Raw genomic sequence first — 26,277 nt, 5'->3', positions numbered from 1 at the left:
CACCGAGGTGATGCTATCGCAGGCAAGCCAGCTCCCACACAAGCAGGTTCCTACAGAGAGGCAACCGCTATCAGCCCTCGAGTTTGCTTTTCAGCAATTCGTTGACCTGTTGCGGGTTGGCTTTGCCCTTGGAGGCCTTCATCGCCTGACCGACAAAGAAGCCGAACATCTTGCCGCGCTTGGCTTCATCCGCCGCGCGGTATTGTTCGACCTGTTCGGCATTGGCTGCGAGCATCTCGTCGAGCACCGCCGAAATGGCGCCGCTGTCAGTGACTTGCTTGAGGCCGCGCTTCTCGATGATCTCGTCGCTGCTGCCTTCGCCTGCGGCCATGGCTTCAAACACGGTCTTGGCGATCTTGCCGGAGATGGTGTTGTCCTTGATCCGCAGCAACATGCCGCCCAACTGCTCGGCCGACACCGGTGCCTCGTCGATTTCCAGGCCCTGTTTGTTCAGCAGGCTGCCCAGCTCGACCATCACCCAGTTGGCCGCCAGTTTGGCGTCGCCGGCGATGCTCACGACTTTTTCGAAGTAGTCGGCTTGCTCGCGGCTCGAGGCCAAAACGCTGGCATCGTAGACCGACAGGCCGAACTGCTCCTGGAAACGCTCGCGTTTTTGCGGCGGCAATTCCGGCAGGGTAGCGCGTACATCATTGAGGAACGAATCCTCGATGACCACCGGCAACAGGTCCGGGTCGGGGAAGTAACGGTAGTCGTTGGCTTCCTCTTTGCTGCGCATGGCGCGGGTTTCGTCTTTGTTCGGGTCGTACAGGCGCGTCTGCTGGATCACCTTGCCACCGTCTTCGATCAGCTCGATCTGGCGACGCACTTCGGTGTTGATCGCCTTCTCGATGAAACGGAACGAGTTGACGTTCTTGATCTCGCAGCGGGTGCCGTACTCGGCCTGGCCTTTTGGCCGCACCGACACGTTGCAGTCGCAACGCAGGGAGCCTTCGGCCATGTTGCCGTCGCAGATGCCCAGGTAACGCACCAGCGCGTGGATCGTCTTGACGTAAGCCACCGCTTCCTTGGCGCTGCGCATGTCCGGCTCGGACACGATTTCCAGCAACGGGGTGCCGGCGCGGTTCAGGTCGATGCCGGTGGCACCGTTGAATTCTTCATGCAGGCTCTTGCCGGCATCTTCTTCCAGGTGCGCACGGGTTACGCCGACTCGTTTGATGGTGCCGTCTTCCAGCGGGATGTCCAGGTAGCCCTTGCCGACGATTGGCAATTCCATCTGGCTGATCTGGTAGCCCTTGGGCAAATCCGGGTAGAAGTAGTTCTTGCGGGCGAACACGTTGTGTTGGCCGATCTCGGCGTCAATTGCCAGGCCGAACATCACCGCCATGCGCACCGCTTCCTGGTTCAGCACCGGCAATACGCCGGGCATGCCCAGGTCTACCAGGCTGGCCTGGGTGTTCGGTTCGGAGCCGAAGGTGGTGGCGCTGCCGGAGAAAATCTTCGATTGGGTGGCGAGCTGGGTATGAATCTCCAGCCCGATCACAACTTCCCATTGCATAGTGTTCTCCTCAGAAGCCGGTAGGGGTGCGAGTGTGCCAGTCAGTGTTCAACTGGTACTGGTGCGCCACATTGAGCAGGCGGCCTTCCTGGAAATACGGAGCGAGCAGTTGCACGCCCACCGGCAGGCCATCGACGAAACCTGCGGGCATGGACAAGCCCGGCAAGCCCGCGAGGTTGGCGGTGATGGTGTACAGGTCTTCCAGGTACTCGGCGATCGGGTCGCCGGTCTTGGCGCCAATCTTCCAGGCCGGGTTCGGCGTGGTTGGGCCGAGGATCACGTCGACTTCATTAAAGGCGGCCATGAAGTCGTTCTTGATCAGGCGACGGATCTTTTGCGCCTTGAGGTAGTACGCGTCGTAGTAACCGGCTGACAGGGCGTAGGCGCCGACCATGATGCGGCGTTGCACTTCCACGCCGAAGCCTTCGCCACGGGAACGCTTATAAAGGTCGGTCAGGTCTTTCGGGTCTTCGCAACGGTAGCCGAAGCGCACGCCGTCGAACCGCGACAGGTTGGAGGACGCTTCTGCCGGGGCGATCACGTAGTAGGCCGGAATCGCGTGCTGGTTGTTCGGCAGGCTGATTTCCTTGATCACCGCGCCGAGCTTTTCCAGCTCCTTGACGCTGTTGTGCACCAGTTCAGCAATTCGCGGGTCGAGGCCGGCGCTGAAATACTCTTTTGGCACGCCAATGCGCAGGCCTTTGAGTGAGGTATTGAGGCTGGCGCTGTAGTCTGGCACTGGCTCATCAATGCTGGTGGAATCCTGCGAGTCGAAGCCTGCCATGCCTTGTAACAATATTGCGCAGTCTTCAGCCGTACGCGCCAAAGGGCCGCCCTGATCGAGACTGGAAGCGTAGGCAATCATGCCCCAACGGGAAACACGACCGTACGTCGGTTTCAGACCGGTGAGGTTGGTGAAGGCGGCCGGTTGGCGGATCGAGCCGCCGGTGTCGGTTGCGGTGGCGGCTGGCAGGAAGCGTGCGGCCACGGCAGCGGCCGAACCACCGGACGAACCACCTGGCACGTGCGCAAGGTTCCACGGGTTTTTCACCGCGCCGTAGTAGCTCGACTCGTTGGCCGAACCCATGGCGAACTCGTCCATGTTGGTCTTGCCCAGGGTCACGGCGCCAGCAGCGGCCAGCTTGGCGACCACGGTGGCGTCGTAAGGCGCCTTGAAGTTGTCGAGCATCTTCGAGCCGCAACTGGTGCGAATGCCCTGGGTGCAGAACAGGTCTTTGTGGGCAATCGGCGCACCCAACAGGGCGCCGTTCTCACCGTTGGCGCGACGGGCGTCGGCGGCCTTGGCCTGGCTCAGGGCCAGCTCTTCGGTGAGGCTGATGAAGCTGTTGACCTTGGGGTCCAGCGCGGCGATACGCGCCAGCAGGGTCTTGGTCAGTTCTTCGGAAGAAAACTTTTTATCGGCGAGACCGCGGGCGATCTCGGCCAGAGTCAATTGATGCATTGCAGGCTCTTTCCCTTTAGTCGATGACTTTCGGAACCAGGTACAGGCCGTTTTCGACCGCTGGTGCGATGGACTGGTAGGCCTCGCGATGATTGCGTTCGGTCACGACGTCTGCGCGCAGGCGCTGGCTGGCTTCCAGTGGGTGAGCCAGGGGCTCGATACCGTCGGTATTCACGGCCTGCATTTGGTCGACCAGCCCGAGAATGCTGTTCAGGGCTGCGGTGGTCTGTGGAAGATCGGCTTCATTGAGGCCAAGGCAGGCCAAATGAGCGATTTTTTCCACGTCGGAGCGTTCAAGCGCCATGGGATTCTCCAGTGGAAAACAGAACGGAAGCTATCCGTGTGTTAGATTGTCGGAACACTACCGCATTTCTACGGTCATAAGGCCGCGATTGTGGGGGTTGGTGCACAGAAAGTCGGTCAATTTAACATATTGGCGCCTTGCCCAAAATCCCTGTCGTTGTTAGAGTTTGCCGCACTTTTTTACCCACGCGTTGCCTAGGGTCCCTTTCCCATGTTCAAGAAACTGCGTGGCATGTTTTCCAGCGATCTTTCCATCGACCTGGGCACTGCCAACACCCTTATTTACGTGCGCGAGCGCGGTATCGTCCTGAATGAGCCATCGGTTGTGGCTATTCGGACCCATGGTAATCAGAAAAGTGTCGTTGCCGTTGGCACCGAGGCCAAACGTATGCTTGGCCGAACGCCGGGCAACATTGCTGCCATTCGTCCGATGAAGGATGGCGTGATTGCCGACTTCAGCGTCTGCGAGAAGATGCTGCAGTACTTTATCAACAAGGTTCACGAAAACAGCTTTCTGCAGCCCAGCCCTCGTGTGCTGATCTGTGTTCCGTGCAAGTCCACCCAGGTGGAGCGTCGTGCCATCCGTGAATCGGCCCTTGGTGCCGGTGCCCGTGAAGTGTTCCTGATCGAAGAGCCGATGGCTGCTGCGATCGGTGCCGGCCTGCCGGTTGAAGAGGCGCGCGGTTCGATGGTGGTGGATATCGGTGGCGGTACCACTGAAATCGCCCTGATCTCCCTGAACGGTGTGGTGTATGCCGAATCCGTGCGTGTGGGCGGCGACCGCTTCGACGAAGCGATCATCACTTATGTGCGTCGTAACTACGGCAGCTTGATCGGCGAATCTACCGCCGAGCGCATCAAGCAGGAAATCGGCACCGCTTACCCGGGCGGCGAAGTTCGCGAAGTCGATGTTCGCGGTCGCAACCTGGCCGAAGGCGTTCCACGTGCGTTCACCCTGAACTCCAACGAAGTGCTGGAAGCTCTGCAAGAGTCCCTGGCCACCATCGTTCAGGCTGTGAAGAGCGCCCTGGAGCAATCGCCACCGGAGCTGGCTTCCGATATCGCCGAGCGTGGCCTGGTACTGACCGGTGGTGGCGCCTTGCTGCGTGACCTCGACAAGTTGCTGGCCCAGGAAACCGGTCTGCCGGTAATCGTCGCCGAAGACCCGCTGACCTGCGTTGCCCGTGGCGGTGGTCGTGCACTGGAAATGATGGATAAACACACCATGGACCTGCTTTCCAGCGAATAAGATGTTGCTGGTTCGCCCATGTTTCGCTCGCAGGCAGCACTTTGCAGTGCTGCCTGTTGGCGTTTATCTTCTTCAATCTGCATCCAGGCCGGTTTGATGCCGTATGAATAAAGAAAACATTTGCCTGGGAGGAGCGGCTTATTAAACCGCTTTTCGCCAAAGGCCCCTCATTGGGCGTGCGCCTGTTGGTGCTGGTCGTGCTATCGGTCGCGCTGATGGTGGTCGATGCCCGCTTCACACTGCTCAAGCCAGTGCGTAGCCAGATGTCGCTGGTGCTGATGCAGTCCTACTGGATCACTGACCTGCCGCAACGGCTATGGCAAGGTGTGGCCAGCCAGTTTGGCAGCCGTACCGAGCTGGTCGCCGAAAACGAAAAACTCAAGACCGAAAACCTGCTGTTGCAGGGGCGTATGCAAAAGCTGGCGGCCCTGACCGAGCAGAACGTTCGGCTACGCGAGTTGCTCAATTCTTCCGCGTTGGTCAACGAGAAGGTCGAAGTGGCCGAGTTGATCGGCATGGACCCGAACCCCTTCACGCATCGCATCATCATCAACAAGGGTGAGCGCGACGGTGTGGTCCTTGGCCAGCCGGTGCTCGATGCCCGTGGCCTGATGGGCCAAGTGGTGGAGTTGATGCCGTATACCTCCCGCGTCCTGTTGCTCACCGACACCACCCACAGCATTCCGGTGCAGGTCAACCGTAATGGTTTGCGGGCGATTGCCAGCGGCACCGGTAACCCTGAACGCCTGGAACTGCGTCATGTAGCGGACACCGCTGATATCAAGGAAGGCGACCTGTTGGTCAGCTCCGGCCTGGGTCAGCGCTTCCCGGCAGGTTACCCAGTGGCGACGGTCAAGGAGGTGATTCACGATTCCGGCCAGCCATTCGCCATTGTCCGTGCCGTGCCGACCGCCGCCTTGAACCGCAGTCGTTATCTGCTGCTAGTGTTCAGCGACAACCGCACCCCGGAAGAACGCGCTAACGAAGCCGCCCAGGCCCAGGAAGCGGAAGACAAGCAAAACGGCACCACACCGATTATTCCGGCAACCGTGCCGAAACCGGCTCCAGCCGCTGCACCCGCTGCGGTACCGGCAGCGCCTGCCGCACCTGCCGCACCGGTTGCCACACCTGCCAAGCCTGTTGCCCACAGTGCGCGCCCCGTCAAGCCTGCAACTCCGGCTGCCGCCAAGCCACCTGTGGCTCCTGCCGCCACCAAACCACCGGCGGCGGCGCCGGCAACCACTCGGCAGAGGGAGGAATAATGGCCGGTACTCATTCGCGTAATGGCTGGATCGTCTGGCTGACCTTCGCCATCGGCTTGCTGCTCAGCGTTTCGCCGTTGCCGCAGTTCATGGAAATCCTGCGCCCGCTGTGGCTGGCGTTGTTGCTGGCATTCTGGTCCCTGACGCTGCCTCACAAGGTCGGTATGGTCACGGCCATGTGTCTGGGGTTGGCCGAAGATGTGTTGTACGGCACCTTGCTCGGTCAGAACGCCTTGATCCTGACGTTGATTACCTTTCTGGTACTGTCGCTGCAGCAGCGTTTACGCATGTTCCCGATGTGGCAACAGTGCCTGGTGATCCTGGTGATATTCGGCCTGGCCCAGTTGGTACAGCTGTGGCTCAGCGCCTTGACCGGTAATCGCCAGCCGACGTTGGCGCTGGTTCTGCCGGCGCTGGTCAGTGCGTTGCTGTGGCCCTGGATCAGTTTTGGCCTGCGTGGGTTGCGTCGCCGCTACAAAATCAACTGAATGGATCTCGAGGCTCTGCCTGGTTATCAAACCCCACAGGGAGAGTCTGGAATGAACTCGCTTTATCTGGCCTCCGGATCCCCCCGGCGGCGTGAGCTCCTGACCCAGATCGGTGTGCCTTTCACCGTGGTCAGCGCAGCTATTGATGAAACTCCCCTGGCCGATGAATCAGCGGTGTCCTACGTCGAACGCCTTGCCCGTGGCAAGGCAGCGGCTGGCCGTGCAGCGTTGGCTGATACGTTGGGCGCCTGTGTATTGGGCGCCGATACCGCAGTGATCCTCGACGGTCAGATCCTCGGCAAGCCGCTGGACCAGGCCGACGCCCTGGCCATGTTGCTGGCTCTTTCTGATCGTGAACACGAAGTCCTTACTGCCATCTCCCTGCTTGACGGCCAGCATTGCGAAACGCGGCTGGTGAGCAGTCGCGTACGGTTTCGCAAGATATCGGCAGACGAAGCCACCACTTACTGGCACAGCGGCGAACCCCAAGACAAGGCGGGCGGCTATGCTATCCAAGGGCTGGGCGCGGTGTTTGTGGCCGGGCTCAATGGCAGCTACTCCGCCGTTGTAGGACTGCCTGTGTGCGAAACCGCGGAACTGCTGGGCCAATTCGGCATACCCTGTTGGCAAAACCTTACCGTGCGCTAAACGCCGTATTTGCGCGCCAAGCCTTAAGCGATCGGTCACTATTGTGAAAACGCCTGAACGAGACCCAGCCATGAGTGAAGAGATTCTGATCAATATCACGCCGATGGAATCACGCGTGGCGGTGGTAGAAAACGGTGTTTTGCAAGAAGTGCATGTGGAGCGCACCCAGAAGCGCGGGATCGTCGGCAATATCTATAAAGGCAAGGTGGTGCGGGTGTTGCCGGGCATGCAGGCGGCGTTTGTCGACATCGGCCTGGACCGCGCCGCGTTTATCCATGCCTCGGAAATCTCCCTGCGCGAGGGCCCTGCCGTCGAAAGCATCAGTGCTCTGGTGCATGAAGGGCAAAGCCTGGTGGTGCAAGTCACCAAGGACCCGATTGGTTCCAAGGGCGCGCGACTGACGACCCAGCTGTCGATTCCTTCCCGCTATCTGGTGTACATGCCGCGTACGGCTCACGTCGGTATTTCCCTGAAGATCGAAGATGAAGCCGAACGTGAGCGCCTGAAAAAGGTGGTCAGCGATTGCGTGGCCCAGGAAGGCATCAAGGAAGCGGGCGGCTTTATTTTGCGCACCGCCGCCGAAGGTGCCGGGGCGGATGAAATCCTCATGGATATCCGCTACCTGCGCCGCTTGTGGGATCAGATCGACGCGCAGATCAAAACCATTGGTGCACCGAGCGTCATTTATGAAGACCTGGGCCTGGCCTTGCGCACGCTGCGCGACCTGGTCAGCCCAAAAATCGAGAAAATTCGCATCGACTCGCGGGAAACCTTCCAGCGCACCACGCAATTTGTTGCCGAGCTGATGCCGGAAATTGCCGATCGCCTGGAACATTACCCTGGAGAGCGTCCGATCTTCGACCTGTATGGCGTCGAAGACGAAATCCAGAAGGCCCTGGAGCGCAAAGTGCCGCTCAAGTCTGGCGGCTACCTGGTGGTGGACCCGGCGGAAGCCATGAGCACCATCGACGTCAACACGGGGGCCTTTGTCGGCCATCGCAACCTCGAAGAAACCATCTTCAAGACCAACCTCGAAGCCGCCACGGCGATTGCTCGCCAACTGCGCCTGCGCAACCTGGGCGGGATCATCATCATCGACTTCATCGACATGGAAGATGAAGAGCACCAGCGCCAGGTGTTGCGTACCCTCGAGAAACAACTGGAGCGGGATCACGCGAAGACCAACATTATCGGGATCACTGAGTTGGGCCTGGTGCAGATGACCCGCAAGCGCACCCGCGAGAGTCTCGAGCAAGTGTTGTGCGAACCCTGCAGCAGTTGCCAGGGACGCGGAAAACTGAAAACCCCGGAAACGGTGTGCTACGAGATTTTCCGGGAAATTCTCCGAGAGGCACGCGCCTATCAGGCTGAGGGCTACAGGGTGCTGGCCAATCAGAAAGTGGTCGACCGACTGCTGGATGAAGAGTCAGGCAATGTGGCAGAGCTGGAAGGGTTCATTGGTCGCACGATTCGCTTCCAGGTTGAAACCATGTATTCGCAGGAACAATACGACGTGGTGCTGCTCTGATTCGCGTATGTTTTTTTCAACGAGACCGGCAGACCTTGATCTGCCGTCCGATTACCGTCTTGAGGGTCGCCTGACATGGAGCGTCTGATACGCTTTTTTGCCGCATTGACCCGCTGGGGCCTTGGCCTGTGCGCCTTGCTGCTGGTTCTGGCAGCGGTCTACGTCAGCCTGGGCCGTGAGTTGACGCCGTTGGTGGCGCAATACCGGGGTGAAATCGAAGCCAAGGCACGGGCCGCGGTGGATATGCCCTTGAGCATTGGCAGCCTGGAAGGGCGCTGGAGTGGCTTGGCGCCGGTGTTGCTGGCTCACGATGTGATGGTCGGAGAAGGCAGCAGTGCACTGCGCCTGGACCAGGTGCAAGTGGTGCCGGATGTCTGGGCCAGCCTGCTGGCGTGGGAAGTGCGTATTGCGCACTTGGAAGTCAGTGGCCTGCAGGTCAGCGTCAAAGAGGACAAGGACGGCCATTGGGCGCTGCAAGGCCTGCCGGTGCAGGATGACCAACCGCTGGATCCGCAGCAGTTGTTCACACGCATGCAAATGGTGTCGGAGCTGTCGCTGCTTGATAGCCAGGTGACCTTGCAACCGTTCGGCCAGGAGCCAGTCACACTCACCTATGTTGGTGTGAACCTGCAAGTGGGTGCCTCCCGTCAACGCCTCGACGCACGGTTGACCCTGCCGGATGGCCAGCCCCTGGCGCTGAACCTGCGCACCCGGATCAGGGCTGACCAATTGAAGTACGCAGAGGTCCAGGCTTACCTGAGCCTGCCACAAAGTGACTGGGCCCGCTGGATCCCGGCAAAACTGACCCAGCAATGGAAGCTCAGTGAATTCAAGGCCGGTGGCGAGTTCTGGCTGAACTGGGGCCAAGGCACCGTGCAAAGCGCTGTCGTGCGCCTCAACGCTCCGCAATTGCGCCTCAGCTATGCCGACCGCAAACCGGCGCACATCGAGAACCTGGCACTGACGGCTTATGTACAGCGCAGTGACAGCGACCTCAAGGTGCTCTTCGACTCCCTGGCGATGAACCTGGGGGAGACTCGCTGGGAGTCACGCCTGCAATTGCAGCAGACGTTGGCCACGGGCAATGCGCAGGAAGTCTGGAATCTGCAGGCTGATCATCTGGACCTGACCCCCATCACGCCTTTGCTCAATGCCCTGGCACCTCTGCCGGAAGGCGTAGCCAAGGCGGTCGAGCATCTGAAAGCGACCGGGACCTTGCGCAATGTACTGGCGGATTATCGTCCCCAGGACACCACCGACCAGAAAGTGAGCTTTACCGCCAACCTCGATCGGATCGGCTTCGATGCCTATTTCGGTGCGCCGGCGGCCCGCAATGTCACCGGCAGCATCAGCGGTGATTTGGGGCATGGCGAACTGCGCATGGACAGCAAGGATTTTTCGCTGCATCTGTTCCCGATCTTCGCCAAGCCCTGGCAGTACATCCAGGCCAACGCCCGGCTGACCTGGAAGCTGGATAAAGAAGGTTTCACCCTGATCGCGCCGTATATCAAGGTGCTGGGAGAAGAGGGCAAGGTCGCTGCCGACTTCCTCATTCGCCTGCATTTTGACCATAGCCAGGAAGACTACATGGACCTGCGGGTCGGTATGGTCGACGGCGACGGGCGTTTTACTTCCAAATACCTGCCGGCGGTCCTGAGCCCGGCGTTGGACGAATGGCTGCGTACGGCGGTTCTCAAGGGGGCTGTGGATCAAGGTTTCTTCCAGTATCAGGGCTCGCTGAACCACGATGCAGCGACGGCTGCGCGCAATATCAGCCTGTTTTTCAAGGTGCATGACGCCGAGTTGGCGTTCCAGCCTGGTTGGCCTCATGTCAGCAAGGTCGCAGGTGAAGTGTTTGTCGAAGAGACCGGTGTACGCATCCTGGCCAGCAAGGGGCAGTTACTCGACACCAAGGTCAAGGACATCTACGTCAACATTCCCCACGCTCCCAGCGGGCAGGACAGTCACCTGTTGCTGACCGGTGGTTTTGCCGGCGGCTTGGGGGATGGTCTGAAAATTCTCCAGGAAGCGCCGATTGGTACGGCATCGACCTTTGCCGGCTGGAAAGGCGAGGGCGATTTGCAGGGGAATCTGGACCTGGATGTTCCGCTGGCCAAGAACACCGAGCCAAAGATCGTAGTGGACTTCAAGACGGACAAGGCACGGCTGCAGTTGGCCGAGCCTGCGCTGGACCTGAGTCAACTCAAGGGTGACTTCCGCTTCGACAGCGCCAAGGGCCTCAGCGGCCAGAATATTAGTGCCCAGGCGTTTGACCGGCCGATCACCGCGCAGATCTTTGCCGATGGCAAGCCTGGCAATCTCAGTACCCGGGTCACAGCCAAGGGGCAGGTGGCGGTCAAGAAACTGACCGACTGGCTCAAGGTCAGCCAGCCATTGCCGGTCTCAGGCGATATCCCTTACCAGTTGCAATTGAACCTGGACGGCGCTGACAGTCAGTTGATGGTCAGCTCCAACCTCAAGGGCACGCTGGTCGATCTGCCAGCACCCTTCGGTATGCCCGCCAGCCAGGGGCGCGACACGGTGTTCCGCATGACCTTGCAAGGCAAGGAGCGGCGCTACTGGTTTGATTATGGCGAGTTAGCGAACTTTACCTTTGCTGCGCCGGCGGACAATTTTGCTGACGGTCGCGGTGAACTGTTTCTGGGTGACGGTGATGCGCTGTTGCCAGGCGCTAAAGGCCTGCGCATTCGTGGCGTGTTGTCGGAGCTGGATATCGACCCTTGGAAAAAGCTGGCGGATCGTTATGCCGGCAATGACCCGGGCGGCAGTGCCAAGCAACTGTTGAGCGGTGCGAACTTCAAGGTCGGCAAGCTGACCGGTTTTGGCACTCAGTTCGATCAGGTCACGTTGCTGTTGGATCGCAAGCCGGCTGCCTGGGCTTTGCAACTCGACAGCCTGCAAGCCAAAGGCACTGTAGGGTTGCCGGATGCCAAAGGCGCACCGATTGCGGTCAACTTGCAGTACGTGAAGTTGCCGGCGGTCGACCCCTCGGTGCAGGCCGATGAAAATGCGCCAGACCCGCTGGCGGATGTAGATCCCAAGCAGATCCCGGCACTGGATATCGCCATTGACCAACTGTTCCAGGGGCCAGATTTGATTGGTGCCTGGTCGCTGAAGGTTCGGCCGACCGCCAAGGGCATGGCTTTCAATAACCTCGACCTGGGTCTCAAGGGCATGCAACTCAAAGGCGCCGGTGGCTGGGAAGGTGCGCCGGGCGTCAGCAGCAGCTGGTACAAAGGGCGCCTGGATGGCAAGAACATCGCTGATGTGCTCAAGGGCTGGGGTTTTGCCCCGACCGTGACCAGCGAGGATTTCCATCTGGATGTGGACGGGCGCTGGCCGGGTTCGCCGGCCTGGGTCGGGCCCAAGCGCTTCTCCGGCAGCCTGGACGCCAGTTTCCGCAAAGGTCAGTTCGTTGAAGTAGAAGGTGGAGCTCAGGCCCTGCGGGTGTTTGGTCTGCTGAACTTCAACTCCATTGGTCGACGTTTGCGCCTGGACTTTTCCGACTTGCTCGGCAAGGGTTTGAGTTATGACCGGGTCAAGGGTTTGCTGGCGGCCAGTAACGGCGTGTTTGTCACTCGTGAGCCGATCACCATGACTGGTCCATCCACCAACCTGGAGATTAACGGCACCCTGGACCTGGTGGCTGACCGGGTCGATGCCAAGCTGCTGGTGACCTTGCCGGTGACCAACAACCTGCCGATCGCGGCGTTGATCGTTGGGGCGCCGGCCATTGGTGGTGCATTGTTTTTGATCGACAAGCTGATTGGTGACCGGGTTTCTCGTTTTGCCAGCGTGCAATACAAGGTTCAAGGCCCTTGGAAGGACCCGAAAATCAGCTTCGACAAACCATTTGAAAAGCCACAATAACGTCCGGTAGCCGCTGCCGAGGCACGAGGCTGCGATGCGGTCCGCAGGGCCGCCTTTACAGTGTCATGATCCATCCGTCTCGAATGCAGGAGCCCGTCATGTCCATCTCAGTCATTCAAATGGTCAGCCAAAGCGACGTGCTGGCCAATCTCGCCCAGGCACGTCGTCTGCTTGAGCAGGCGGCTGCCGGCGGTGCTCGGCTGGCGGTCCTGCCGGAGAACTTCGCTGCCATGGGTCGTCGTGACGTCGCCGAGATCGGCCGTGCCGAGGCCTTGGGTGAAGGCCCAATCTTGCCCTGGTTGAAACAGACCGCCCGCGACCTCACCTTATGGATAGTGGCCGGCACTTTGCCGCTACCGCCCGAAGGACAGCCGACGGCCAAGTCCAATGCCTGCTCGTTGCTGATCAATGAACACGGTGAGATCGTCGCCCGTTACGACAAGCTGCATTTGTTTGATGTCGATGTGGCCGACACCCGAGGTCGTTATCGAGAATCCGATGACTATGCTTACGGTAGTCAGGTGGTGGTAGCGGATACCCCCGTGGGCCGTCTGGGGCTGACGGTTTGTTACGACTTGCGTTTCCCGGAGCTGTACAGCGAGTTACGGGCTGCCGGGGCTGAACTGATTACCGCACCTTCGGCGTTTACGGCGGTGACCGGGGCTGCACATTGGGACGTGTTGATTCGTGCCAGGGCCATCGAAACCCAGTGTTACCTGCTGGCAGCCGCTCAAGGCGGCGTGCATCCGGGGCCACGGGAAACCTTCGGCCATGCAGCGATTGTCGACCCCTGGGGGCGAGTGCTGACACAACAGGATCAAGGCGAAGCGGTGTTGCTGGCCGAACGCGATAGCAGTGAACAGGCGTCGATACGGGCGCGCATGCCGGTGGTGAACCATCGGCGCTTTTTCTCGCAGGGCGCGCAGCGACCTGCTTCAGAACGATGAATTTAAGGCCAAACCTATGAGCGAGTTGTTGTCCTCAGTCAGTGAACACCTCCTGGCGCCCGGTGGCGTGACCATCGAAAGCTTGCAAACCGTGCTGGGCGATCTGGCCGGGCCGGGTATCGACGCCGCCGATTTGTATTTCCAGGGGCAGATCTCCGAGTCCTGGGCGCTGGAAGACGGCATCGTCAAGGAAGGCAGTTTCAACCTGGACCAAGGGGTGGGTGTGCGAGCGCAATCCGGTGAAAAAACCGGTTTTGCCTACAGCAATGCCATCACCCTCGAAGCGCTGGGTTTGGCCGCCCGCGCGGCTCGTTCGATCTCCCGTGCCGGGCAAAACGGTACGGTGCAGGCGTTCAGCACCCAGGATGTGGCTCAGTTGTATGCGCCGGATAACCCACTGGAAGTGATCAGCCGGGCCGAAAAGGTCGAGCTGCTCAAGCGTGTGGATGCGGCAACTCGTGCTTTGGACCCGCGTATCCAGCAAGTCACCGTGAGCATGGCCGGCGTCTGGGAGCGAATCCTGGTGGCCTCCACCGACGGCGGTCTGGCCGCAGACGTACGGCCATTGGTGCGTTTTAACGTCAGTGTGATCGTTGAGCAAAACGGTCGTCGTGAGCGTGGTGGCCATGGCGGTGGCGGACGTACGGATTACCGTTATTTCCTGACCGAAGACCGCGCCATGGGGTATGCCCGTGAAGCGCTGCGCCAGGCGCTGGTTAACCTGGAAGCGATTCCGGCCCCGGCGGGTACCTTGCCGGTCGTGCTGGGCTCGGGCTGGTCCGGAGTTCTGCTGCATGAAGCGGTAGGTCACGGTCTTGAAGGCGACTTCAACCGTAAGGGCAGTTCGGCCTACAGCGGTCGCATGGGTGAAATGGTTGCCTCCAAACTCTGCACCATCGTCGATGACGGCACCCTGGCCGGGCGTCGTGGCTCGTTGAGCGTCGATGACGAAGGCACGCCGACCGAATGCACCACGCTGATCGAAAACGGTGTGCTCAAGGGTTACATGCAAGACAAGCTCAACGCCCGCCTGATGGGCGTAGCCCGTACGGGTAACGGTCGCCGTGAGTCCTACGCGCACCTGCCGATGCCGCGCATGACCAACACTTACATGTTGGGTGGCGAAAGCGATCCCGCCGAAATCATCGCTTCGGTGAAACGCGGTATCTACTGCGCCAACCTCGGTGGCGGGCAGGTGGACATCACCAGCGGCAAGTTCGTGTTCTCCACCAGCGAGGCGTATTTGATCGAAGACGGCAAGATTACCGCGCCGGTCAAAGGGGCAACACTGATCGGTAACGGCCCGGAAGCCATGAGCAAGGTGTCGATGGTCGGTAACGACCTGGCGTTGGACAGCGGTGTGGGGACGTGCGGGAAGGATGGGCAGTCGGTGCCGGTGGGTGTTGGTCAGCCGACCTTGAAAATTGACGCGATCACCGTGGGTGGCACGGGGTCATAAGCACGGGAGCTTCGGGTGGCGAAGGTCGCCACCCGGGGAAGAGGATCAGCGCAGGCCGCGTTGAGTCTCGTCCAGCTCACGGATGTACTTGAAGATTTTACGGCTGGTGGCCGGTGGCTTGTTCTGCGCCAGTTCGTGCTGGGCCTGACGGATCAGGGAGCGCAGTTGCTGGCGGTCGGCATCCGGGTAGTCCAGGACGAACTTTTCCAGGACGGCGTCGTCGCCCGCGATCAAGCGGTCACGCCAGCGTTCCAGATTGTGAAAACGTTCGTTGTACTGGCGAGTGGAGGCATCCATTTGGTCGAGCAAAGTCAGAATGGCGTCAGTGTCCTGGTCGCGCATCAGCTTGCCGATAAACATGATGTGCCGTTTACGCGCGATATTCGCGGTGTGCTTGGGCGCATCGGCCAAGGCCCGGCGCATGGCGTCGGTCAAGGGCAGTTTTGCCAGCAAGTCAGGCTTGAGCGTTGTAAGGCGCTCGCCAAGGTCAACCAGAGCATGCAGCTCGCGTTTGACCTGGGTTTTGCTTTTCTCCCCATCGAGGGAGTCGTCGTAAGAATCAACCATGGTGGCAGTCCGCAAAGAAACGCCGCCATGATAACCAGTCGGGGGCCGCTTGTCCGGCCCGGTCGCTCGAAGGCCTTAACCGAAAGCAGAATTTGAGTGGAGAAAACCATGAGTGCAGCCCAAAGCGTCGGTCCGCAAGCGTTACCGGCACTGCAGGAACAAGTCGAGCAGATCCTTGCCGAGGCCAAGCGCCAGGGGGCCAGTGCCTGTGAAGTGGCGGTGTCCCTGGAGCAAGGGTTGTCGACGTCGGTGCGTCAGCGGGAAGTGGAAACCGTTGAATTCAACCGCGACCAAGGGTTTGGCATCACCTTGTACGTCGGCCAGCGCAAAGGTTCGGCAAGCACGTCCGCCAGTGGCCCGGAAGCGATTCGCGAGACCGTTGCTGCGGCGCTGGCCATTGCCAAGCACACCTCTGAAGACGAAAGTTCGGGGCTGGCTGATAAAGCCTTGATGGCCAAGGACTTGAAGGACTTTGATCTGTTTCATGCCTGGGATATCACCCCGGAGCAGGCCATCGAACAGGCGCTGACCTGTGAAGCGGCAGCGTTTGATGCTGACAGCCGGATCAAGAATGCCGATGGCACCACCTTGAGTACCCATCAGGGTTGCCGCGTGTATGGCAACAGTCATGGTTTCATTGGGGGTTATGCTTCCACTCGCCATAGCTTGAGCTGCGTGATGATTGCCGAGGCCGATGGCCAGATGCAGCGCGATTACTGGTATGACGTGAACCGCCAGGGCGAATTGCTGGCTGATCCGGTCAGCATTGGCCAGCGTGCCGCGCAACGAGCGGCGAGCCGCCTTGGCGCGCGCCCGGTGCCAACCTGCGAAGTGCCGGTGCTGTTTTCGGCGGAGCTGGCCGGTGGATTGTTCGGCAGTTTTCTGGGGGCGATTTCCGGCGGTAACCTGTACCGCAAATCCTCGTTCCTGGAAGGGTCGATCGGTCAGAAGCTGTTCCCTGAGTGGCTGACCATTGATGAGCGGCCGCATCTGATGCGTGCCATGGGCAGTTCGGCATTCGACGGCGATGGCTTGGCGACCTATGCCAAGCCGTTTGTCGAGAGTGGTGAGTTGGTGTCTTATGTGTTGGGCACCTACGCAGGGCGCAAACTCGGCCTGCCGAGCACTGCCAACTCCGGTGGCGTGCATAACCTGTTCGTGACCCATGGTGATGAAGACCAGGCAGCGCTGTTGCGGCGTATGGGGCGTGGTTTGCTGGTTACCGAATTAATGGGGCATGGCCTGAACATGGTCACGGGTGATTACTCTCGTGGTGCGGCGGGTTTCTGGGTCGAAAATGGCGAAATTCAGTTCGCCGTCCAGGAAGTGACCATCGCCGGCAATATGCGCGACATGTTCAAGCAGATTGTTGCGGTGGGTAATGACCTGGAGCTTCGCAGCAATATCCGCACGGGTTCGGTGCTGATCGAGAGGATGACGGTCGCCGGTAGCTAACGCTCCGACGGTTTGAAAAGGCGCGCCACCCATTGGGTGGCGCGCCTTTTTTGTGCCTGGAGATCACGTTGCGCGGCAGACGATTGGTGGGATGCTATTGTTTTGATTCTCAATATCATTTAATAATAAGTATCATTACCGAATGAGTGTGGATCATGAGTTCTGTCCTGCATGAGGATCCCTACCTGGAAAGCTGGCGCTGGATGAGTCGTCAGATTCGCTGCGGCCTCGATCCTGATGAGCCTCGTCTGATCGAACATTACCTGAATGAAGGCCGGTATCTGGCGTGCTGCACGGCGACTCACCCCTGGACCATCGCCGAAACCTCGTTCCGCCTGCTGATCGACACCGCAAGCGATACCGCCTTGCCTTGGCACTGGCGCTCCGTGTGCCTCGATCAAGCCTGGCGTCCCCTGCGCGACCTGGAAAATTTGTCCCACTGTGCCTGCCGCCTCAAACGTTGGCAGACCTTTGCCTGGCAACTGGCGACCTGTGAGTTGCTGCCTTCCATTTCCTTTTCTGACCTGGTGCAAGGATCCTCCGATGAGTAACTCCCGTATCGAACGCGACAGCATGGGCGAGCTGCAAGTACCGGCCGAAGCCTTGTATGGCGCGCAAACCCAGCGTGCGGTGAATAATTTTCCCATCAGCCACCAACGCATGCCGGCGCCATTCATTCGTGCCCTGATTCTCGCCAAGGCGGCCGCCGCCAAGGCCAACGTCGAGCTGAAACAACTGAGCGAAGCCCAAGGCAAAGCCATCGTCGATGCCGCTCAGGGTTTGCTGGAAGGCGACTTCATGCAGCACTTCCCGGTGGATATCTTCCAGACCGGTTCCGGCACCAGCTCCAACATGAACGCCAACGAAGTCATCGCGACGCTCGCCAGCCGTCTGTTGGGCGAACCGGTCAATCCCAATGACCATGTCAACTGCGGGCAAAGCAGCAACGACATCATCCCGACCACGATCCACGTCAGTGCGGCGTTGGTGCTGCATGAGCAAACACTGCCGGCACTGCTGCATCTGGTGCAGGTGATCGAACGCAAAGCGCAGGAGGTTCATCCGTTCATCAAGACGGGTCGTACTCACCTGATGGACGCCATGCCCGTACGCATGAGCCAAGTGCTCAATGGCTGGGCGCAGCAACTCAGGGCCAATATCGGCCACCTGCAAGACTTGCTGCCGAGCCTGCAAGCCCTGGCCCAGGGTGGCACGGCGGTAGGCACCGGGATCAACGCGCATCCGGAGTTCGCTGCGCGTTTCAGCCAGCAGCTCAGCCGTTTGACCGAGGTGAAGTTCACCCCTGGCAAAAACCTGTTCGCGCTGATTGGTTCTCAGGACACCGCTGTCGCTGTTTCCGGTCAACTGAAAGCCACCGCCGTGTCCTTGATGAAGATCGCCAACGACCTGCGATGGATGAACTCTGGCCCGTTGGCCGGCCTCGGTGAAATCGAGCTGGAAGGCCTGCAACCCGGCTCTTCGATCATGCCGGGCAAGGTCAATCCGGTGATTCCGGAGGCCACGGCGATGGTCGCGGCGCAAGTGATTGGCAATGACACGGTGATCACCATCGCCGGTCAATCCGGCAACTTCGAACTGAACGTCATGCTGCCGATCATTGCCCAGAACCTGCTCAGTAGCCTGGAGTTGCTGGCCAATTCCAGCCGCCTGCTGGCGGACAAGGCAATCGCCAGCTTCAAGGTCAACGAAGCCAAGCTCAAGGAGGCGCTGTCGCGCAACCCGATCCTGGTCACCGCACTCAACCCGATCATTGGTTATCAAAAGGCCGCTGAAATCGCCAAGAAGGCCTATCAGCAAGGCCGGCCGGTGATCGATGTTGCGCTTGAACACACTGACTTGTCCCGCAGCCAACTGGAAATCCTCCTGGATCCGGAAAAGCTCACGGCGGGCGGCGTGTAATCACCGACCCTGCTTTGGAGGCTCACCATGGAGCACTGGAAACGCACGATCGAAAGGGCTAATCGCTGCTTTATGCGAGGCGAGTTGGTGGATGCTCGCGAGCACTACCTGCAGGCCCTGGCCTTGGCCCAAGTGTTGTTTGAGCGCTGGGCGGATGCCGATGAAGCAGTGGCGGCTTGCGTCATCTCCCATCACAACCTCGCAGACCTGCACCTGCGCCTGAATCAGCCGGAAGAAAGCGCGGAATACCTCTGCGCCATTCACCAGCGCCTGTTGCAGACCATGCAGGACACCCGCCTGAACCCGCTACTGCGGGAGGCGGCTCTGCGTCAGAGCAGCAAAACCTACGTTGAACTGTTGAATTTCATCAGCGATCACGGCGAATACCCCCGTACCTATCGCTTGTTGGGCAGCCACGCGGCGCAACCGGATGCGTCGACCCGCAACAGTCCTCACTATGGAGCACATTGATATGACCTACACCTTGCCTGCCTTGCCCTACGCCTATGACGCCCTGGAACCGCATATCGATGCGCAAACCATGGAGATTCACTACACCAAGCACCATCAGACCTACATCAATAACCTGAACGCGGCTGTTGAAGGCACCGAGTGGGCGGGGTGGCCGGTGGAGAAGCTGGTGTCCAGCGTCCAGCAACTGCCGGAGAAACTGCGGGCCGCGGTGATCAACCAAGGCGGAGGCCATGCCAACCACTCGTTGTTCTGGGCCGTCATGTCGCCTAAAGGCGGAGGCAAACCGGATGGTGCGCTGGGCAAGGCTATTGATGAACAGTTGGGCGGTTTCGACAGTTTCAAGGAAGCGTTCACTAAAGCCGCATTGACCCGTTTTGGCAGTGGCTGGGCCTGGTTGAGTGTGACTCCGCAAAAGACCCTGGTGGTGGAAAGCAGCGGCAATCAGGACAGCCCGCTAATGGGCGGCAATACACCGATTCTCGGTCTGGACGTTTGGGAACATGCCTATTACCTGCTGTACCAGAACCGTCGTCCGGAATACATCAACGCGTTTTACAGCGTCATCAATTGGCCAGAAGTCGCCGAGCGCTACCACGCTGCGCTCGCCTGACACCCTCTCTATAACAAGATCTAAGGCCGACTATGGGCACTGAAACACTGGCGATCAGCAGCGTGCGGATGTTTCGTTATGCATTTGGCTCGCTGTTGCTGTTGGCAGGAACTGCATTGCTGGTAGCCCAAGGGCTGGCCTGGCTGGACCTGGAGCCGCGCATCTTGCGTGCCCTGCAAGGTGGGGCCATCTGTGCCCTCGGTACGGCCTTGGGCGCGGTCCCTGTGCTGGTTATTCGCCGGATGCCCTTGGCGGTGAGTGATACGTTGCTCGGTTTTGGTGCTGGGGTGATGTTGGCGGCGACAGCGTTTTCGCTGATCGTGCCCGGTATCGCTGCAGCCGAAAGTCTTGGCTTATCGTCTTGGTCGGCCAGCGGGCTGATCAGTTTCGGCATCATGCTGGGGGCGTTCGGGCTGTTTCTGGTGGATCGAAAAGTCTCTGGTGCCAGTCCGGAAATGCTGGTGGGTACGCCGGAGCACCCGGTTATCCCGCCGCGTATCTGGTTGTTTGTGTTTGCCATCATTGCCCATAACATTCCCGAAGGCATGGCAGTTGGCGTGTCGGCGGGTGGCGGCATGCCTGACGCAGATAGCCTGGCCATGGGCATCGCGCTGCAGGATGTGCCGGAAGGGTTGGTGATTGCGTTGGTACTGGCGGGTGCGGGGATGTCGCGGGTCAAGGCGTTCCTGATCGGCGCCGCGTCTGGATTGGTCGAACCGGTGTTCGCCGTATTGTGCGCCTGGCTGGTAAGTCTGGCCGAGTTACTGTTGCCCTTGGGGTTGGCACTGGCGGCCGGTGCAATGCTGTTGGTCGTGACTCACGAAGTGATACCCGAGTCGCGGCGCAATGGTCACGACAAGCTGGCCAGCCTGGGGTTGTGTGTCGGGTTTTGCTTGATGATGGTGATGGATACGGCGCTGGGGTAGGGCGCTTCTATTGATCGTTCCCGTCGGTGGGAACGATCAGAGGTCAAGAGAGGGCTTATTCACCCTCGTCAAAGTAGTTGTTGATCAGCTTTACCAGAGCCGCCATCGCTTCATTCTCTTGCTCGCCTTCCGTTTTCAAGTGGATCTTGGTGCCCTTGCCCGCAGCCAGCATCATCATGGCCATGATGCTTTTGCCATCAACCATGGATTCCGGGGTGCGCCCGGCTCGGATCTGACAGGGAAACTGCCCCGCAACGCCGACAAACTTGGCTGAGGCCCGGGCATGCAAACCCAGCTTGTTGATGATTTCAATTTCCAGAGCGGGCATCGCGGGGGTGTTCCTTTCAGCTAAGGTCGCGGTGGCGAACCTGGACGTTCTTGAGGGTTTGCTGCAACACCTGGCCCAGGCGTTCTGTCAGGTAGACAGAGCGATGGTGCCCACCGGTGCAGCCAATGGCGATGGTGACATAGGCTCGATTGCTGGCAGCAAAACGTGGCAGCCATTTGAGCAGGTAGCTGGAGATGTCCTGGAACATTTCCTCGACATCCGGTTGTGCCGCCAGATACTCGGCCACCGGTTGGTCCAGGCCCGACTGGTCGCGCAGTTCCGGCTTCCAGTACGGGTTGGGCAGGCAACGCACATCAAATACCAGGTCGGCGTCCACCGGCATGCCGCGTTTGAAGCCGAACGACTCCACCAGGAACGCTGTGCCGGGCTCCGGCTGGTTCAACAGGCGCAGCTTGATGGCATCGCGCAGTTGATACAGGTTCAGGTTCGTGGTGTTGATCTTCAGGTCGGCCAAATCAATGATCGGGCCCAGCAGCTTGGTCTCGTCCTCGATGGCTTCGGCCAGCGAACGGTGTGGACTGCTTAGTGGGTGGCGTCGACGGGTTTCGGAGAAACGCTTTAACAAGGTTTCTTCGTCGGCATCCAGGTACAACACATCGCAATGAATATGCTTGCTACGCACTTCTTCGAGCAGTTCCGGGAAGCGCGTGAGGTGGCTGGGCAGGTTGCGGGCGTCGATGGACACGGCCACCAGCGGTTGCGCCAGTTCAGTGTGGATCAGGGCGCGCTCCGCCAGCTCGGGCAGTAAACCGGCGGGCAAGTTATCGATGCAATAGAAGCCGTTGTCCTCAAGAACATTGAGGGCAGTACTTTTACCTGAGCCGGAGCGTCCGCTGACGATGATCAAACGCATGATTACCGCCCGTTCTGTTCATCCAGGACAACCTGATACAGCGCCTCATTGCTGTTGGCGCTGCGCAGTTTGTCGCGTACTTCTTTGCGGTCGAGCATGCTGGCGATCTGCTTGAGCAGTTCCAGGTGCGCATCGGTGGCGGCATCCGGTACCAGCAGGACAAACAGCAGGTCGACCGGCGCGCCATCAATGGCGTCGAAATCAATAGGGGCGTCCAGGTGCAGCAGTGCACTTACCGGCGACTCGCAGCCCTTAAGGCGGCAATGGGGAATCGCGATGCCGTTGCCAAAGCCGGTCGAGCCGAGCTTTTCACGGGCGATCAGAGCCTCGTACACAGCTTGCGTATCCAATTCGGGCACTTCGCGGCCGATCAGGTTGGCAATTTGTTCGAGGGCGCGCTTTTTACTGCCGCCCGGCACGTTCACGAGGGAACGGCCGGGGGTCAGGATGGTTTCAAGTCGGATCATGGGGGGAGAGTTAGCGACCTGTACCTTGCATCAGGTGCAGGTTCTTTTCCTTATGCTTTTTAAGTTGGCGGTCAAGCTTGTCAGTCAAGGCATCGATTGATGCATACATGTCTTCATGCTCGGCATTGGCGACCACTTCGCCACCGGGTATCTGAAGGGTTGCTTCGATTTTCTGCTGAAGCTTATCGACCTTCATGATGACCTGCACATTGGTGATCTTGTCGAAATGACCCTCAAGTCGCTTCAGCTTCTGCTCGACGTATTCGCGCAATGGAGGGGTGACTTCTACATGGTGTCCACTGATGTTGACTTGCATACAGCTTCTCCTTCGTTGCCAGTGCATAAAGCGGCAGGCAAATGCCTGCCACTGGAACGCTATGGCCCGCCCGTCACATCAAACGCTTGCGCTCGCTGGAAGGCGCGATCCCTAGGGACTCGCGGTACTTGGCGACGGTTCGACGGGCGACCTGAATGCCTTGTGCCTCCAGTAAACCAGCGATCTTGCTGTCACTCAACGGCTTTTTCTGATTTTCCGCAGCAACCAGTTTTTTGATGATCGCGCGGATTGCCGTGGACGAGCATTCGCCGCCTTCGGAGGTACTGACGTGGCTGGAGAAAAAGTATTTCAGCTCATAAATACCCCGTGGGGTATGCATGAATTTTTGCGTGGTGACCCGGGAAATCGTCGACTCGTGCATGCCGACCGCCTCGGCAATGTCATGCAGCACCAGCGGTTTCATTGCTTCGTCGCCATACTCCAGGAAGCCGCGCTGATGCTCGACGATCTGGGTGGCTACTTTCATCAGGGTTTCGTTACGGCTCTGCAGGCTCTTGATGAACCAGCGAGCTTCCTGCAGCTGGTTGCGCATGAAGGTGTTGTCGGCGCTGGTGTCGGCGCGACGAACGAAGCCGGCATATTGTGGATTGACCCGCAGGCGTGGCACTGACTCCTGGTTCAGTTCCACCAGCCAGCGTTCGTTATCTTTGCGCACGATCACGTCGGGGACGACATATTCGGCTTCACTGGACTCGATTTGCGAACCGGGGCGCGGGTTTAGGCTCTGAACCAGTTCGATGATCTGGCGCAGATCGTCTTCCTTGAGCTTCATCCGGCGCATCAGTTGGCTGTAGTCGCGGCTGCCCAGCAAGTCGATGAAGTCGGTGACCAGGCGTTGTGCTTCTGTCAGCCACGGCGTCTTGACCGGCAGTTGCCGCAGTTGCAGTTGCAGGCACTCACTGAGGTTGCGGGCGCCGATGCCGGCGGGTTCAAACTGCTGGATGCGGTGCAGGACGGCTTCAATTTCGTCCAGCTCGATGTCCAGTTCCGGATCGAAGGCTTCGAGGATCTCCTCGAGTGTTTCGTCCAGATAGCCCTGATTGTTGATGCAGTCGATCAGGGTGACGGCGATCAGTCGATCGGTGTCGGACATCGGGGCCAGGTTCAGTTGCCACAGCAGGTGACTTTGCAGGCTTTCGCCGGCAGACGTGCGGGTGGTGAAGTCCCACTCGTCATCGTCGTTGCTGGGCAGGCTGCTGGCACTGGTCTGATACACGTCTTCCCAGGCGGTGTCGACCGGCAGTTCATTGGGAATCCGTTCGTTCCACTCGCCTTCCTCGAGGTTATCTACCGTCGGGGCGGTTTCCTGGTAGGAGGGTTCCTGGGTGTCAGTATTGGGTTTTTGCTCGACGTTATCGGCCAGCGGGTCGGCGTTATCGAAGTCTTCGCCTTCTTCCTGGCGTTCGAGCATCGGATTGGACTCCAGGGCCTCCTGGATTTCCTGTTGCAGGTCCAGGGTCGACAATTGGAGCAGGCGGATGGCCTGTTGCAGCTGAGGTGTCATCGTCAGCTGCTGGCCCATTCTCAGGACTAGCGATGGTTTCATGGCAGGGGCTTAACACCTTATTCGCCGGCGCAGTGCGCCATCCACGACAGGGCGCGTGAGCGCCAAACATAAGCAAATTATATGCCTGATATCGGGGGCTTTGCCTAGAGCGCGGTAACAATAAAAATTCTAAGGTTTTTATTGCTGTTCACGCTCCTTGGCGAAGGGCCAGACACCACGCTGCTTGCAGGATGATGCTTACAGGCGGAACTCGTGGCCCAGATAAACTTCCTTGACCAGTTCATTGGCCAGGATGGTGGCGGAATCACCTTCGGCGATCAGTTGCCCATCGTTGACGATATAGGCTGTTTCGCAGATATCGAGGGTTTCGCGGACGTTGTGGTCGGTGATCAATACACCGATACCCTTGGCCTTGAGGTGATGGATGATCTGTTTGATATCGCCGACCGAGATCGGGTCGACACCCGCGAAGGGTTCATCCAGCAGGATGAACTTCGGTGCAGTAGCCAGGGCGCGGGCGATTTCTACGCGACGACGCTCGCCGCCGGAGAGGCTCATGCCGAGGTTGTCGCGAATGTGGTTGATGTGGAACTCCTGCAACAGGCTTTCCAGCTCTTTCTTGCGCCCGGCGCGGTCGAGTTCCTTGCGGGTCTCGAGGATTGCCATGATGTTGTCGGATACCGACAGTTTGCGGAAGATCGATGCTTCCTGAGGAAGATAGCCGATACCGGCCCGTGCACGACCGTGCATGGGCTGGTGGCTGACGTCCAGGTCGTCGATCAGTACGCGACCCTGATCGGCCTGTACCAGGCCGACGATCATGTAGAAACAGGTGGTCTTGCCGGCACCGTTGGGGCCGAGCAAGCCGACGATCTGGCCGCTGTCGATCGACAGGCTGACGTCGCGCACGACCTGACGGCTTTTATAGGCCTTGGCCAGATGCTGGGCTTTCAGGGTTGCCATTACGGAGTCTTCTTCTCTTTCGGCTGGATAACCATGTCGATACGTGGACGCTTCTGGGTGACCGTGGCGCCATTGGCGCGACCGGCTTGGGCAATCTGCTTCACCGTGTCGTAGACGATTTTCTCGCCTTCGGTGGTGTTGCCGTCGTTGATGACCTTGGCCCTGTCGATCAGCACGATGCGGTTTTGCTGAGCATGATACTGAATAGTCACGCCATAGCCCTGGACGGGTTTCGGGTCGCCAACTTTTTGCAGTTGCTCGAAGTACGCCAGGTTGCCAACCGAGGTCACGACATCGATATCGCCAGCCTTGGTGCGGGTGAGCGTGACGGTGTTGCCTTTAACGATCATCGAACCTTGAGTGATGATCACGTCACCTTTGTAGGTCGCAACACCTTGCTTGTCATCCAGCTGAGCATCGTCAGCCTGAATGTGGATCGGCTGCTGGCTATCGTTCGGCAGAGCCCAGGCGCTCACGCTTCCCAGTGCTGCGCCCAGGCCGAGCAAAATAGGGAGGGTTTTAACGAGCCTCATACTGTCCTCTTACGTTCGATAGCAGGTGTATCCTGCTTTCTTTCAAATACGCTTTCATTCCCTTGCCAGTCGATACACCGCCAGCGCCGTCGATTCTAACGTCTTGCTCGGTCTGCGCATATTGCTTCTGTGGGAATACGGTCATGCGACTGCTGGTAATGATGGTGTCGCGGTTCTGTGCGTCGGTACGAGCGATGCGAACCGAGTCGATCAGCTCGACCTCAGTGCCGTCGGGGTTGACTTCGCCCCGTTCGCTGGTGACGTGCCAAGGGAACTCTGCGCCGCGATACAGTTGCATGTCCGGTTTGGTCAGCATCGTGATCTGCGAGGCCTTCATGTGATCGACCTTTTCCGAGGTCATCTCATACTGAACCTTGCCATCGGGCAGGAACTGGATGCTGTAGGCATTGGTGGCGTAATAGTCGATAGCGCTCTGGTCGACTTGCGCAACAGGCTGGTCGAGGAAGCGCTCCGGGCTGATATTCCAGTAGCCAACCGCTGCGAACAACGCGGCGATGACAGTGAATAACAGGAAATTGCGAATCTTTTTACTCAGCATACAA

Annotated in this window: 26 protein-coding genes; 14 read left to right on the top strand and 12 right to left on the bottom strand. The window is 59.3% G+C overall.

The features are described 5' to 3' along the window. Positions 1-70: 70 nt before the first annotated feature. From gatB to gatC, 3 genes are read right to left on the bottom strand one after another with little or no spacing between them, the layout of a single operon-like run. Entirely contained in the window at positions 71-1,516 is a 1,446-nt protein-coding gene (gene gatB, locus GNF76_RS12805; protein WP_155583514.1) for an Asp-tRNA(Asn)/Glu-tRNA(Gln) amidotransferase subunit GatB, read from the bottom strand. Between the two features lie 10 nt (positions 1,517-1,526). Then, a complete protein-coding gene (gatA, locus tag GNF76_RS12800; protein WP_155583513.1) occupies positions 1,527-2,978 on the bottom strand; it encodes an Asp-tRNA(Asn)/Glu-tRNA(Gln) amidotransferase subunit GatA in 1,452 nt (483 codons plus the stop codon). 16 nt (positions 2,979-2,994) lie between these two features. Continuing rightward, complete coding sequence (gene gatC, locus GNF76_RS12795) at positions 2,995-3,282, bottom strand: Asp-tRNA(Asn)/Glu-tRNA(Gln) amidotransferase subunit GatC (RefSeq protein WP_032860102.1); 288 nt, start codon at positions 3,280-3,282, stop codon at positions 2,995-2,997. A 210-nt stretch (positions 3,283-3,492) separates the two neighbouring features. Between gatC and mreB the strand changes: the two genes are divergently transcribed. The 8 genes from mreB to tldD all read left to right on the top strand — a co-directional run bounded on the left by mreB (position 3,493) and on the right by tldD (position 14,753). Beyond that, positions 3,493-4,530 carry a rod shape-determining protein MreB gene (gene mreB / locus GNF76_RS12790; protein ID WP_002555108.1) on the top strand — a complete coding sequence of 346 codons (1,038 nt, stop codon included), beginning with the start codon at positions 3,493-3,495 and terminating at the stop codon, positions 4,528-4,530. A 140-nt stretch (positions 4,531-4,670) separates the two neighbouring features. Beyond that, a complete protein-coding gene (gene mreC, locus GNF76_RS12785) occupies positions 4,671-5,792 on the top strand; it encodes a rod shape-determining protein MreC (RefSeq protein WP_178123321.1) in 1,122 nt (373 codons plus the stop codon). Next, entirely contained in the window at positions 5,792-6,280 is a 489-nt protein-coding gene (mreD, locus tag GNF76_RS12780) for a rod shape-determining protein MreD (protein ID WP_155583511.1), read from the top strand. The genes mreC and mreD overlap by 1 nt, the downstream gene beginning before the upstream one ends. A 51-nt stretch (positions 6,281-6,331) precedes the next feature. Further along, a complete protein-coding gene (locus GNF76_RS12775; protein ID WP_155583510.1) occupies positions 6,332-6,928 on the top strand; it encodes a Maf family protein in 597 nt (198 codons plus the stop codon). A gap of 70 nt (positions 6,929-6,998) precedes the next feature. Next, the gene (gene rng, locus GNF76_RS12770) at positions 6,999-8,456 is read left to right on the top strand and encodes a ribonuclease G (protein WP_155583509.1); all 1,458 of its coding nucleotides are present in this window, start codon (positions 6,999-7,001) and stop codon (positions 8,454-8,456) included. Positions 8,457-8,531: 75 nt separating this feature from the next. Beyond that, positions 8,532-12,347, top strand: coding sequence for a YhdP family protein (locus GNF76_RS12765; protein ID WP_155583508.1), 3,816 nt, complete (start codon positions 8,532-8,534; stop codon positions 12,345-12,347). Positions 12,348-12,445: 98 nt separating this feature from the next. Further along, positions 12,446-13,294: a carbon-nitrogen hydrolase family protein gene (locus GNF76_RS12760; RefSeq protein WP_155583507.1), complete on the top strand. Its 849-nt coding sequence runs from the start codon at positions 12,446-12,448 to the stop codon at positions 13,292-13,294. A 16-nt stretch (positions 13,295-13,310) separates the two neighbouring features. After that, entirely contained in the window at positions 13,311-14,753 is a 1,443-nt protein-coding gene (gene tldD, locus GNF76_RS12755) for a metalloprotease TldD (RefSeq protein WP_155583506.1), read from the top strand. Between the two features lie 45 nt (positions 14,754-14,798). Here the strand turns inward: tldD and yjgA are convergent, their stop codons facing one another. Then, positions 14,799-15,320: a ribosome biogenesis factor YjgA gene (yjgA, locus tag GNF76_RS12750; protein ID WP_155583505.1), complete on the bottom strand. Its 522-nt coding sequence runs from the start codon at positions 15,318-15,320 to the stop codon at positions 14,799-14,801. A gap of 108 nt (positions 15,321-15,428) precedes the next feature. On the opposite strand from yjgA, the gene pmbA reads away from it, so the two are divergent. From pmbA to GNF76_RS12720, 6 genes are all read left to right on the top strand, one after another. After that, on the top strand, positions 15,429-16,775 hold the full coding sequence (gene pmbA, locus GNF76_RS12745) for a metalloprotease PmbA (RefSeq protein WP_155583504.1): 1,347 nt from the start codon (positions 15,429-15,431) through the stop codon (positions 16,773-16,775). A 155-nt stretch (positions 16,776-16,930) separates the two neighbouring features. Then, positions 16,931-17,326 carry a FagA protein gene (locus GNF76_RS12740; RefSeq protein ID WP_155583503.1) on the top strand — a complete coding sequence of 132 codons (396 nt, stop codon included), beginning with the start codon at positions 16,931-16,933 and terminating at the stop codon, positions 17,324-17,326. Beyond that, entirely contained in the window at positions 17,319-18,695 is a 1,377-nt protein-coding gene (locus GNF76_RS12735) for a class II fumarate hydratase (protein ID WP_155583502.1), read from the top strand. Before GNF76_RS12740 ends, GNF76_RS12735 begins: the two co-directional genes overlap by 8 nt. A gap of 27 nt (positions 18,696-18,722) precedes the next feature. After that, positions 18,723-19,166, top strand: coding sequence for a hypothetical protein (locus tag GNF76_RS12730; protein WP_155583501.1), 444 nt, complete (start codon positions 18,723-18,725; stop codon positions 19,164-19,166). Between the two features lies 1 nt (position 19,167). After that, the gene (locus GNF76_RS12725; protein ID WP_155583500.1) at positions 19,168-19,779 is read left to right on the top strand and encodes a superoxide dismutase; all 612 of its coding nucleotides are present in this window, start codon (positions 19,168-19,170) and stop codon (positions 19,777-19,779) included. Between the two features lie 32 nt (positions 19,780-19,811). After that, positions 19,812-20,705 (top strand): ZIP family metal transporter, encoded by an 894-nt coding sequence (locus GNF76_RS12720; protein ID WP_155583499.1) that lies wholly within the window; start codon positions 19,812-19,814, stop codon positions 20,703-20,705. A 55-nt stretch (positions 20,706-20,760) separates the two neighbouring features. On the opposite strand, the gene GNF76_RS12715 is transcribed toward GNF76_RS12720, so the two are convergent. The 8 genes from GNF76_RS12715 to lptC form a co-directional block, all read right to left on the bottom strand. Then, complete coding sequence (locus GNF76_RS12715) at positions 20,761-21,033, bottom strand: HPr family phosphocarrier protein (protein WP_155583498.1); 273 nt, start codon at positions 21,031-21,033, stop codon at positions 20,761-20,763. Between the two features lie 16 nt (positions 21,034-21,049). Then, positions 21,050-21,907, bottom strand: a complete 858-nt coding sequence (gene rapZ / locus GNF76_RS12710; RefSeq protein ID WP_155583497.1) for an RNase adapter RapZ — start codon at positions 21,905-21,907, stop codon at positions 21,050-21,052. Between the two features lie 2 nt (positions 21,908-21,909). Next, positions 21,910-22,374: a PTS IIA-like nitrogen regulatory protein PtsN gene (gene ptsN / locus GNF76_RS12705; protein WP_155583496.1), complete on the bottom strand. Its 465-nt coding sequence runs from the start codon at positions 22,372-22,374 to the stop codon at positions 21,910-21,912. 10 nt (positions 22,375-22,384) lie between these two features. Beyond that, a complete protein-coding gene (hpf, locus tag GNF76_RS12700; protein ID WP_078740744.1) occupies positions 22,385-22,690 on the bottom strand; it encodes a ribosome hibernation-promoting factor, HPF/YfiA family in 306 nt (101 codons plus the stop codon). Positions 22,691-22,763: 73 nt separating this feature from the next. Then, complete coding sequence (locus GNF76_RS12695; protein WP_155583495.1) at positions 22,764-24,257, bottom strand: RNA polymerase factor sigma-54; 1,494 nt, start codon at positions 24,255-24,257, stop codon at positions 22,764-22,766. A gap of 198 nt (positions 24,258-24,455) precedes the next feature. Beyond that, complete coding sequence (gene lptB / locus GNF76_RS12690) at positions 24,456-25,181, bottom strand: LPS export ABC transporter ATP-binding protein (protein ID WP_154744722.1); 726 nt, start codon at positions 25,179-25,181, stop codon at positions 24,456-24,458. Continuing rightward, positions 25,181-25,714, bottom strand: a complete 534-nt coding sequence (gene lptA, locus GNF76_RS12685) for a lipopolysaccharide transport periplasmic protein LptA (RefSeq protein WP_155583494.1) — start codon at positions 25,712-25,714, stop codon at positions 25,181-25,183. The genes lptB and lptA overlap by 1 nt, the downstream gene beginning before the upstream one ends. After that, entirely contained in the window at positions 25,701-26,273 is a 573-nt protein-coding gene (gene lptC / locus GNF76_RS12680) for an LPS export ABC transporter periplasmic protein LptC (protein ID WP_155583493.1), read from the bottom strand. The genes lptA and lptC overlap by 14 nt, the downstream gene beginning before the upstream one ends. Positions 26,274-26,277: the final 4 nt, after the last annotated feature.

This window comes from Pseudomonas spelaei, assembly GCF_009724245.1.
GTDB classification, from domain to species: domain Bacteria; phylum Pseudomonadota; class Gammaproteobacteria; order Pseudomonadales; family Pseudomonadaceae; genus Aquipseudomonas; species Aquipseudomonas spelaei.
Note: the sequence above shows the minus strand (reverse complement) of the source record. Positions and strands in the feature narration are given on the sequence as shown.

What these genes read in the sequence shown, in the direction of transcription:
- GNF76_RS12695 (WP_155583495.1), bottom strand. Translation starts at nt 24,257, where the DNA reads ATGAAACCATCGCTAGTCCTGAGAATGGGCCAGCAGCTGACGATGACA.
- GNF76_RS12730 (WP_155583501.1), top strand. Translation starts at nt 18,723, where the DNA reads ATGGAGCACTGGAAACGCACGATCGAAAGGGCTAATCGCTGCTTTATG.
- GNF76_RS12740 (WP_155583503.1), top strand. Translation starts at nt 16,931, where the DNA reads ATGAGTTCTGTCCTGCATGAGGATCCCTACCTGGAAAGCTGGCGCTGG.
- GNF76_RS12715 (WP_155583498.1), bottom strand. Translation starts at nt 21,033, where the DNA reads ATGCCCGCTCTGGAAATTGAAATCATCAACAAGCTGGGTTTGCATGCC.
- pmbA (WP_155583504.1), top strand. Translation starts at nt 15,429, where the DNA reads ATGAGTGCAGCCCAAAGCGTCGGTCCGCAAGCGTTACCGGCACTGCAG.
- mreB (WP_002555108.1), top strand. Translation starts at nt 3,493, where the DNA reads ATGTTCAAGAAACTGCGTGGCATGTTTTCCAGCGATCTTTCCATCGAC.
- rapZ (WP_155583497.1), bottom strand. Translation starts at nt 21,907, where the DNA reads ATGCGTTTGATCATCGTCAGCGGACGCTCCGGCTCAGGTAAAAGTACT.
- hpf (WP_078740744.1), bottom strand. Translation starts at nt 22,690, where the DNA reads ATGCAAGTCAACATCAGTGGACACCATGTAGAAGTCACCCCTCCATTG.
- yjgA (WP_155583505.1), bottom strand. Translation starts at nt 15,320, where the DNA reads ATGGTTGATTCTTACGACGACTCCCTCGATGGGGAGAAAAGCAAAACC.
- lptC (WP_155583493.1), bottom strand. Translation starts at nt 26,273, where the DNA reads ATGCTGAGTAAAAAGATTCGCAATTTCCTGTTATTCACTGTCATCGCC.
- GNF76_RS12765 (WP_155583508.1), top strand. Translation starts at nt 8,532, where the DNA reads ATGGAGCGTCTGATACGCTTTTTTGCCGCATTGACCCGCTGGGGCCTT.
- gatA (WP_155583513.1), bottom strand. Translation starts at nt 2,978, where the DNA reads ATGCATCAATTGACTCTGGCCGAGATCGCCCGCGGTCTCGCCGATAAA.
- tldD (WP_155583506.1), top strand. Translation starts at nt 13,311, where the DNA reads ATGAGCGAGTTGTTGTCCTCAGTCAGTGAACACCTCCTGGCGCCCGGT.
- GNF76_RS12720 (WP_155583499.1), top strand. Translation starts at nt 19,812, where the DNA reads ATGGGCACTGAAACACTGGCGATCAGCAGCGTGCGGATGTTTCGTTAT.
- lptA (WP_155583494.1), bottom strand. Translation starts at nt 25,714, where the DNA reads ATGAGGCTCGTTAAAACCCTCCCTATTTTGCTCGGCCTGGGCGCAGCA.
- mreD (WP_155583511.1), top strand. Translation starts at nt 5,792, where the DNA reads ATGGCCGGTACTCATTCGCGTAATGGCTGGATCGTCTGGCTGACCTTC.
- GNF76_RS12775 (WP_155583510.1), top strand. Translation starts at nt 6,332, where the DNA reads ATGAACTCGCTTTATCTGGCCTCCGGATCCCCCCGGCGGCGTGAGCTC.
- GNF76_RS12725 (WP_155583500.1), top strand. Translation starts at nt 19,168, where the DNA reads ATGACCTACACCTTGCCTGCCTTGCCCTACGCCTATGACGCCCTGGAA.
- rng (WP_155583509.1), top strand. Translation starts at nt 6,999, where the DNA reads ATGAGTGAAGAGATTCTGATCAATATCACGCCGATGGAATCACGCGTG.
- gatC (WP_032860102.1), bottom strand. Translation starts at nt 3,282, where the DNA reads ATGGCGCTTGAACGCTCCGACGTGGAAAAAATCGCTCATTTGGCCTGC.
- ptsN (WP_155583496.1), bottom strand. Translation starts at nt 22,374, where the DNA reads ATGATCCGACTTGAAACCATCCTGACCCCCGGCCGTTCCCTCGTGAAC.
- gatB (WP_155583514.1), bottom strand. Translation starts at nt 1,516, where the DNA reads ATGCAATGGGAAGTTGTGATCGGGCTGGAGATTCATACCCAGCTCGCC.
- lptB (WP_154744722.1), bottom strand. Translation starts at nt 25,181, where the DNA reads ATGGCAACCCTGAAAGCCCAGCATCTGGCCAAGGCCTATAAAAGCCGT.
- GNF76_RS12735 (WP_155583502.1), top strand. Translation starts at nt 17,319, where the DNA reads ATGAGTAACTCCCGTATCGAACGCGACAGCATGGGCGAGCTGCAAGTA.
- GNF76_RS12760 (WP_155583507.1), top strand. Translation starts at nt 12,446, where the DNA reads ATGTCCATCTCAGTCATTCAAATGGTCAGCCAAAGCGACGTGCTGGCC.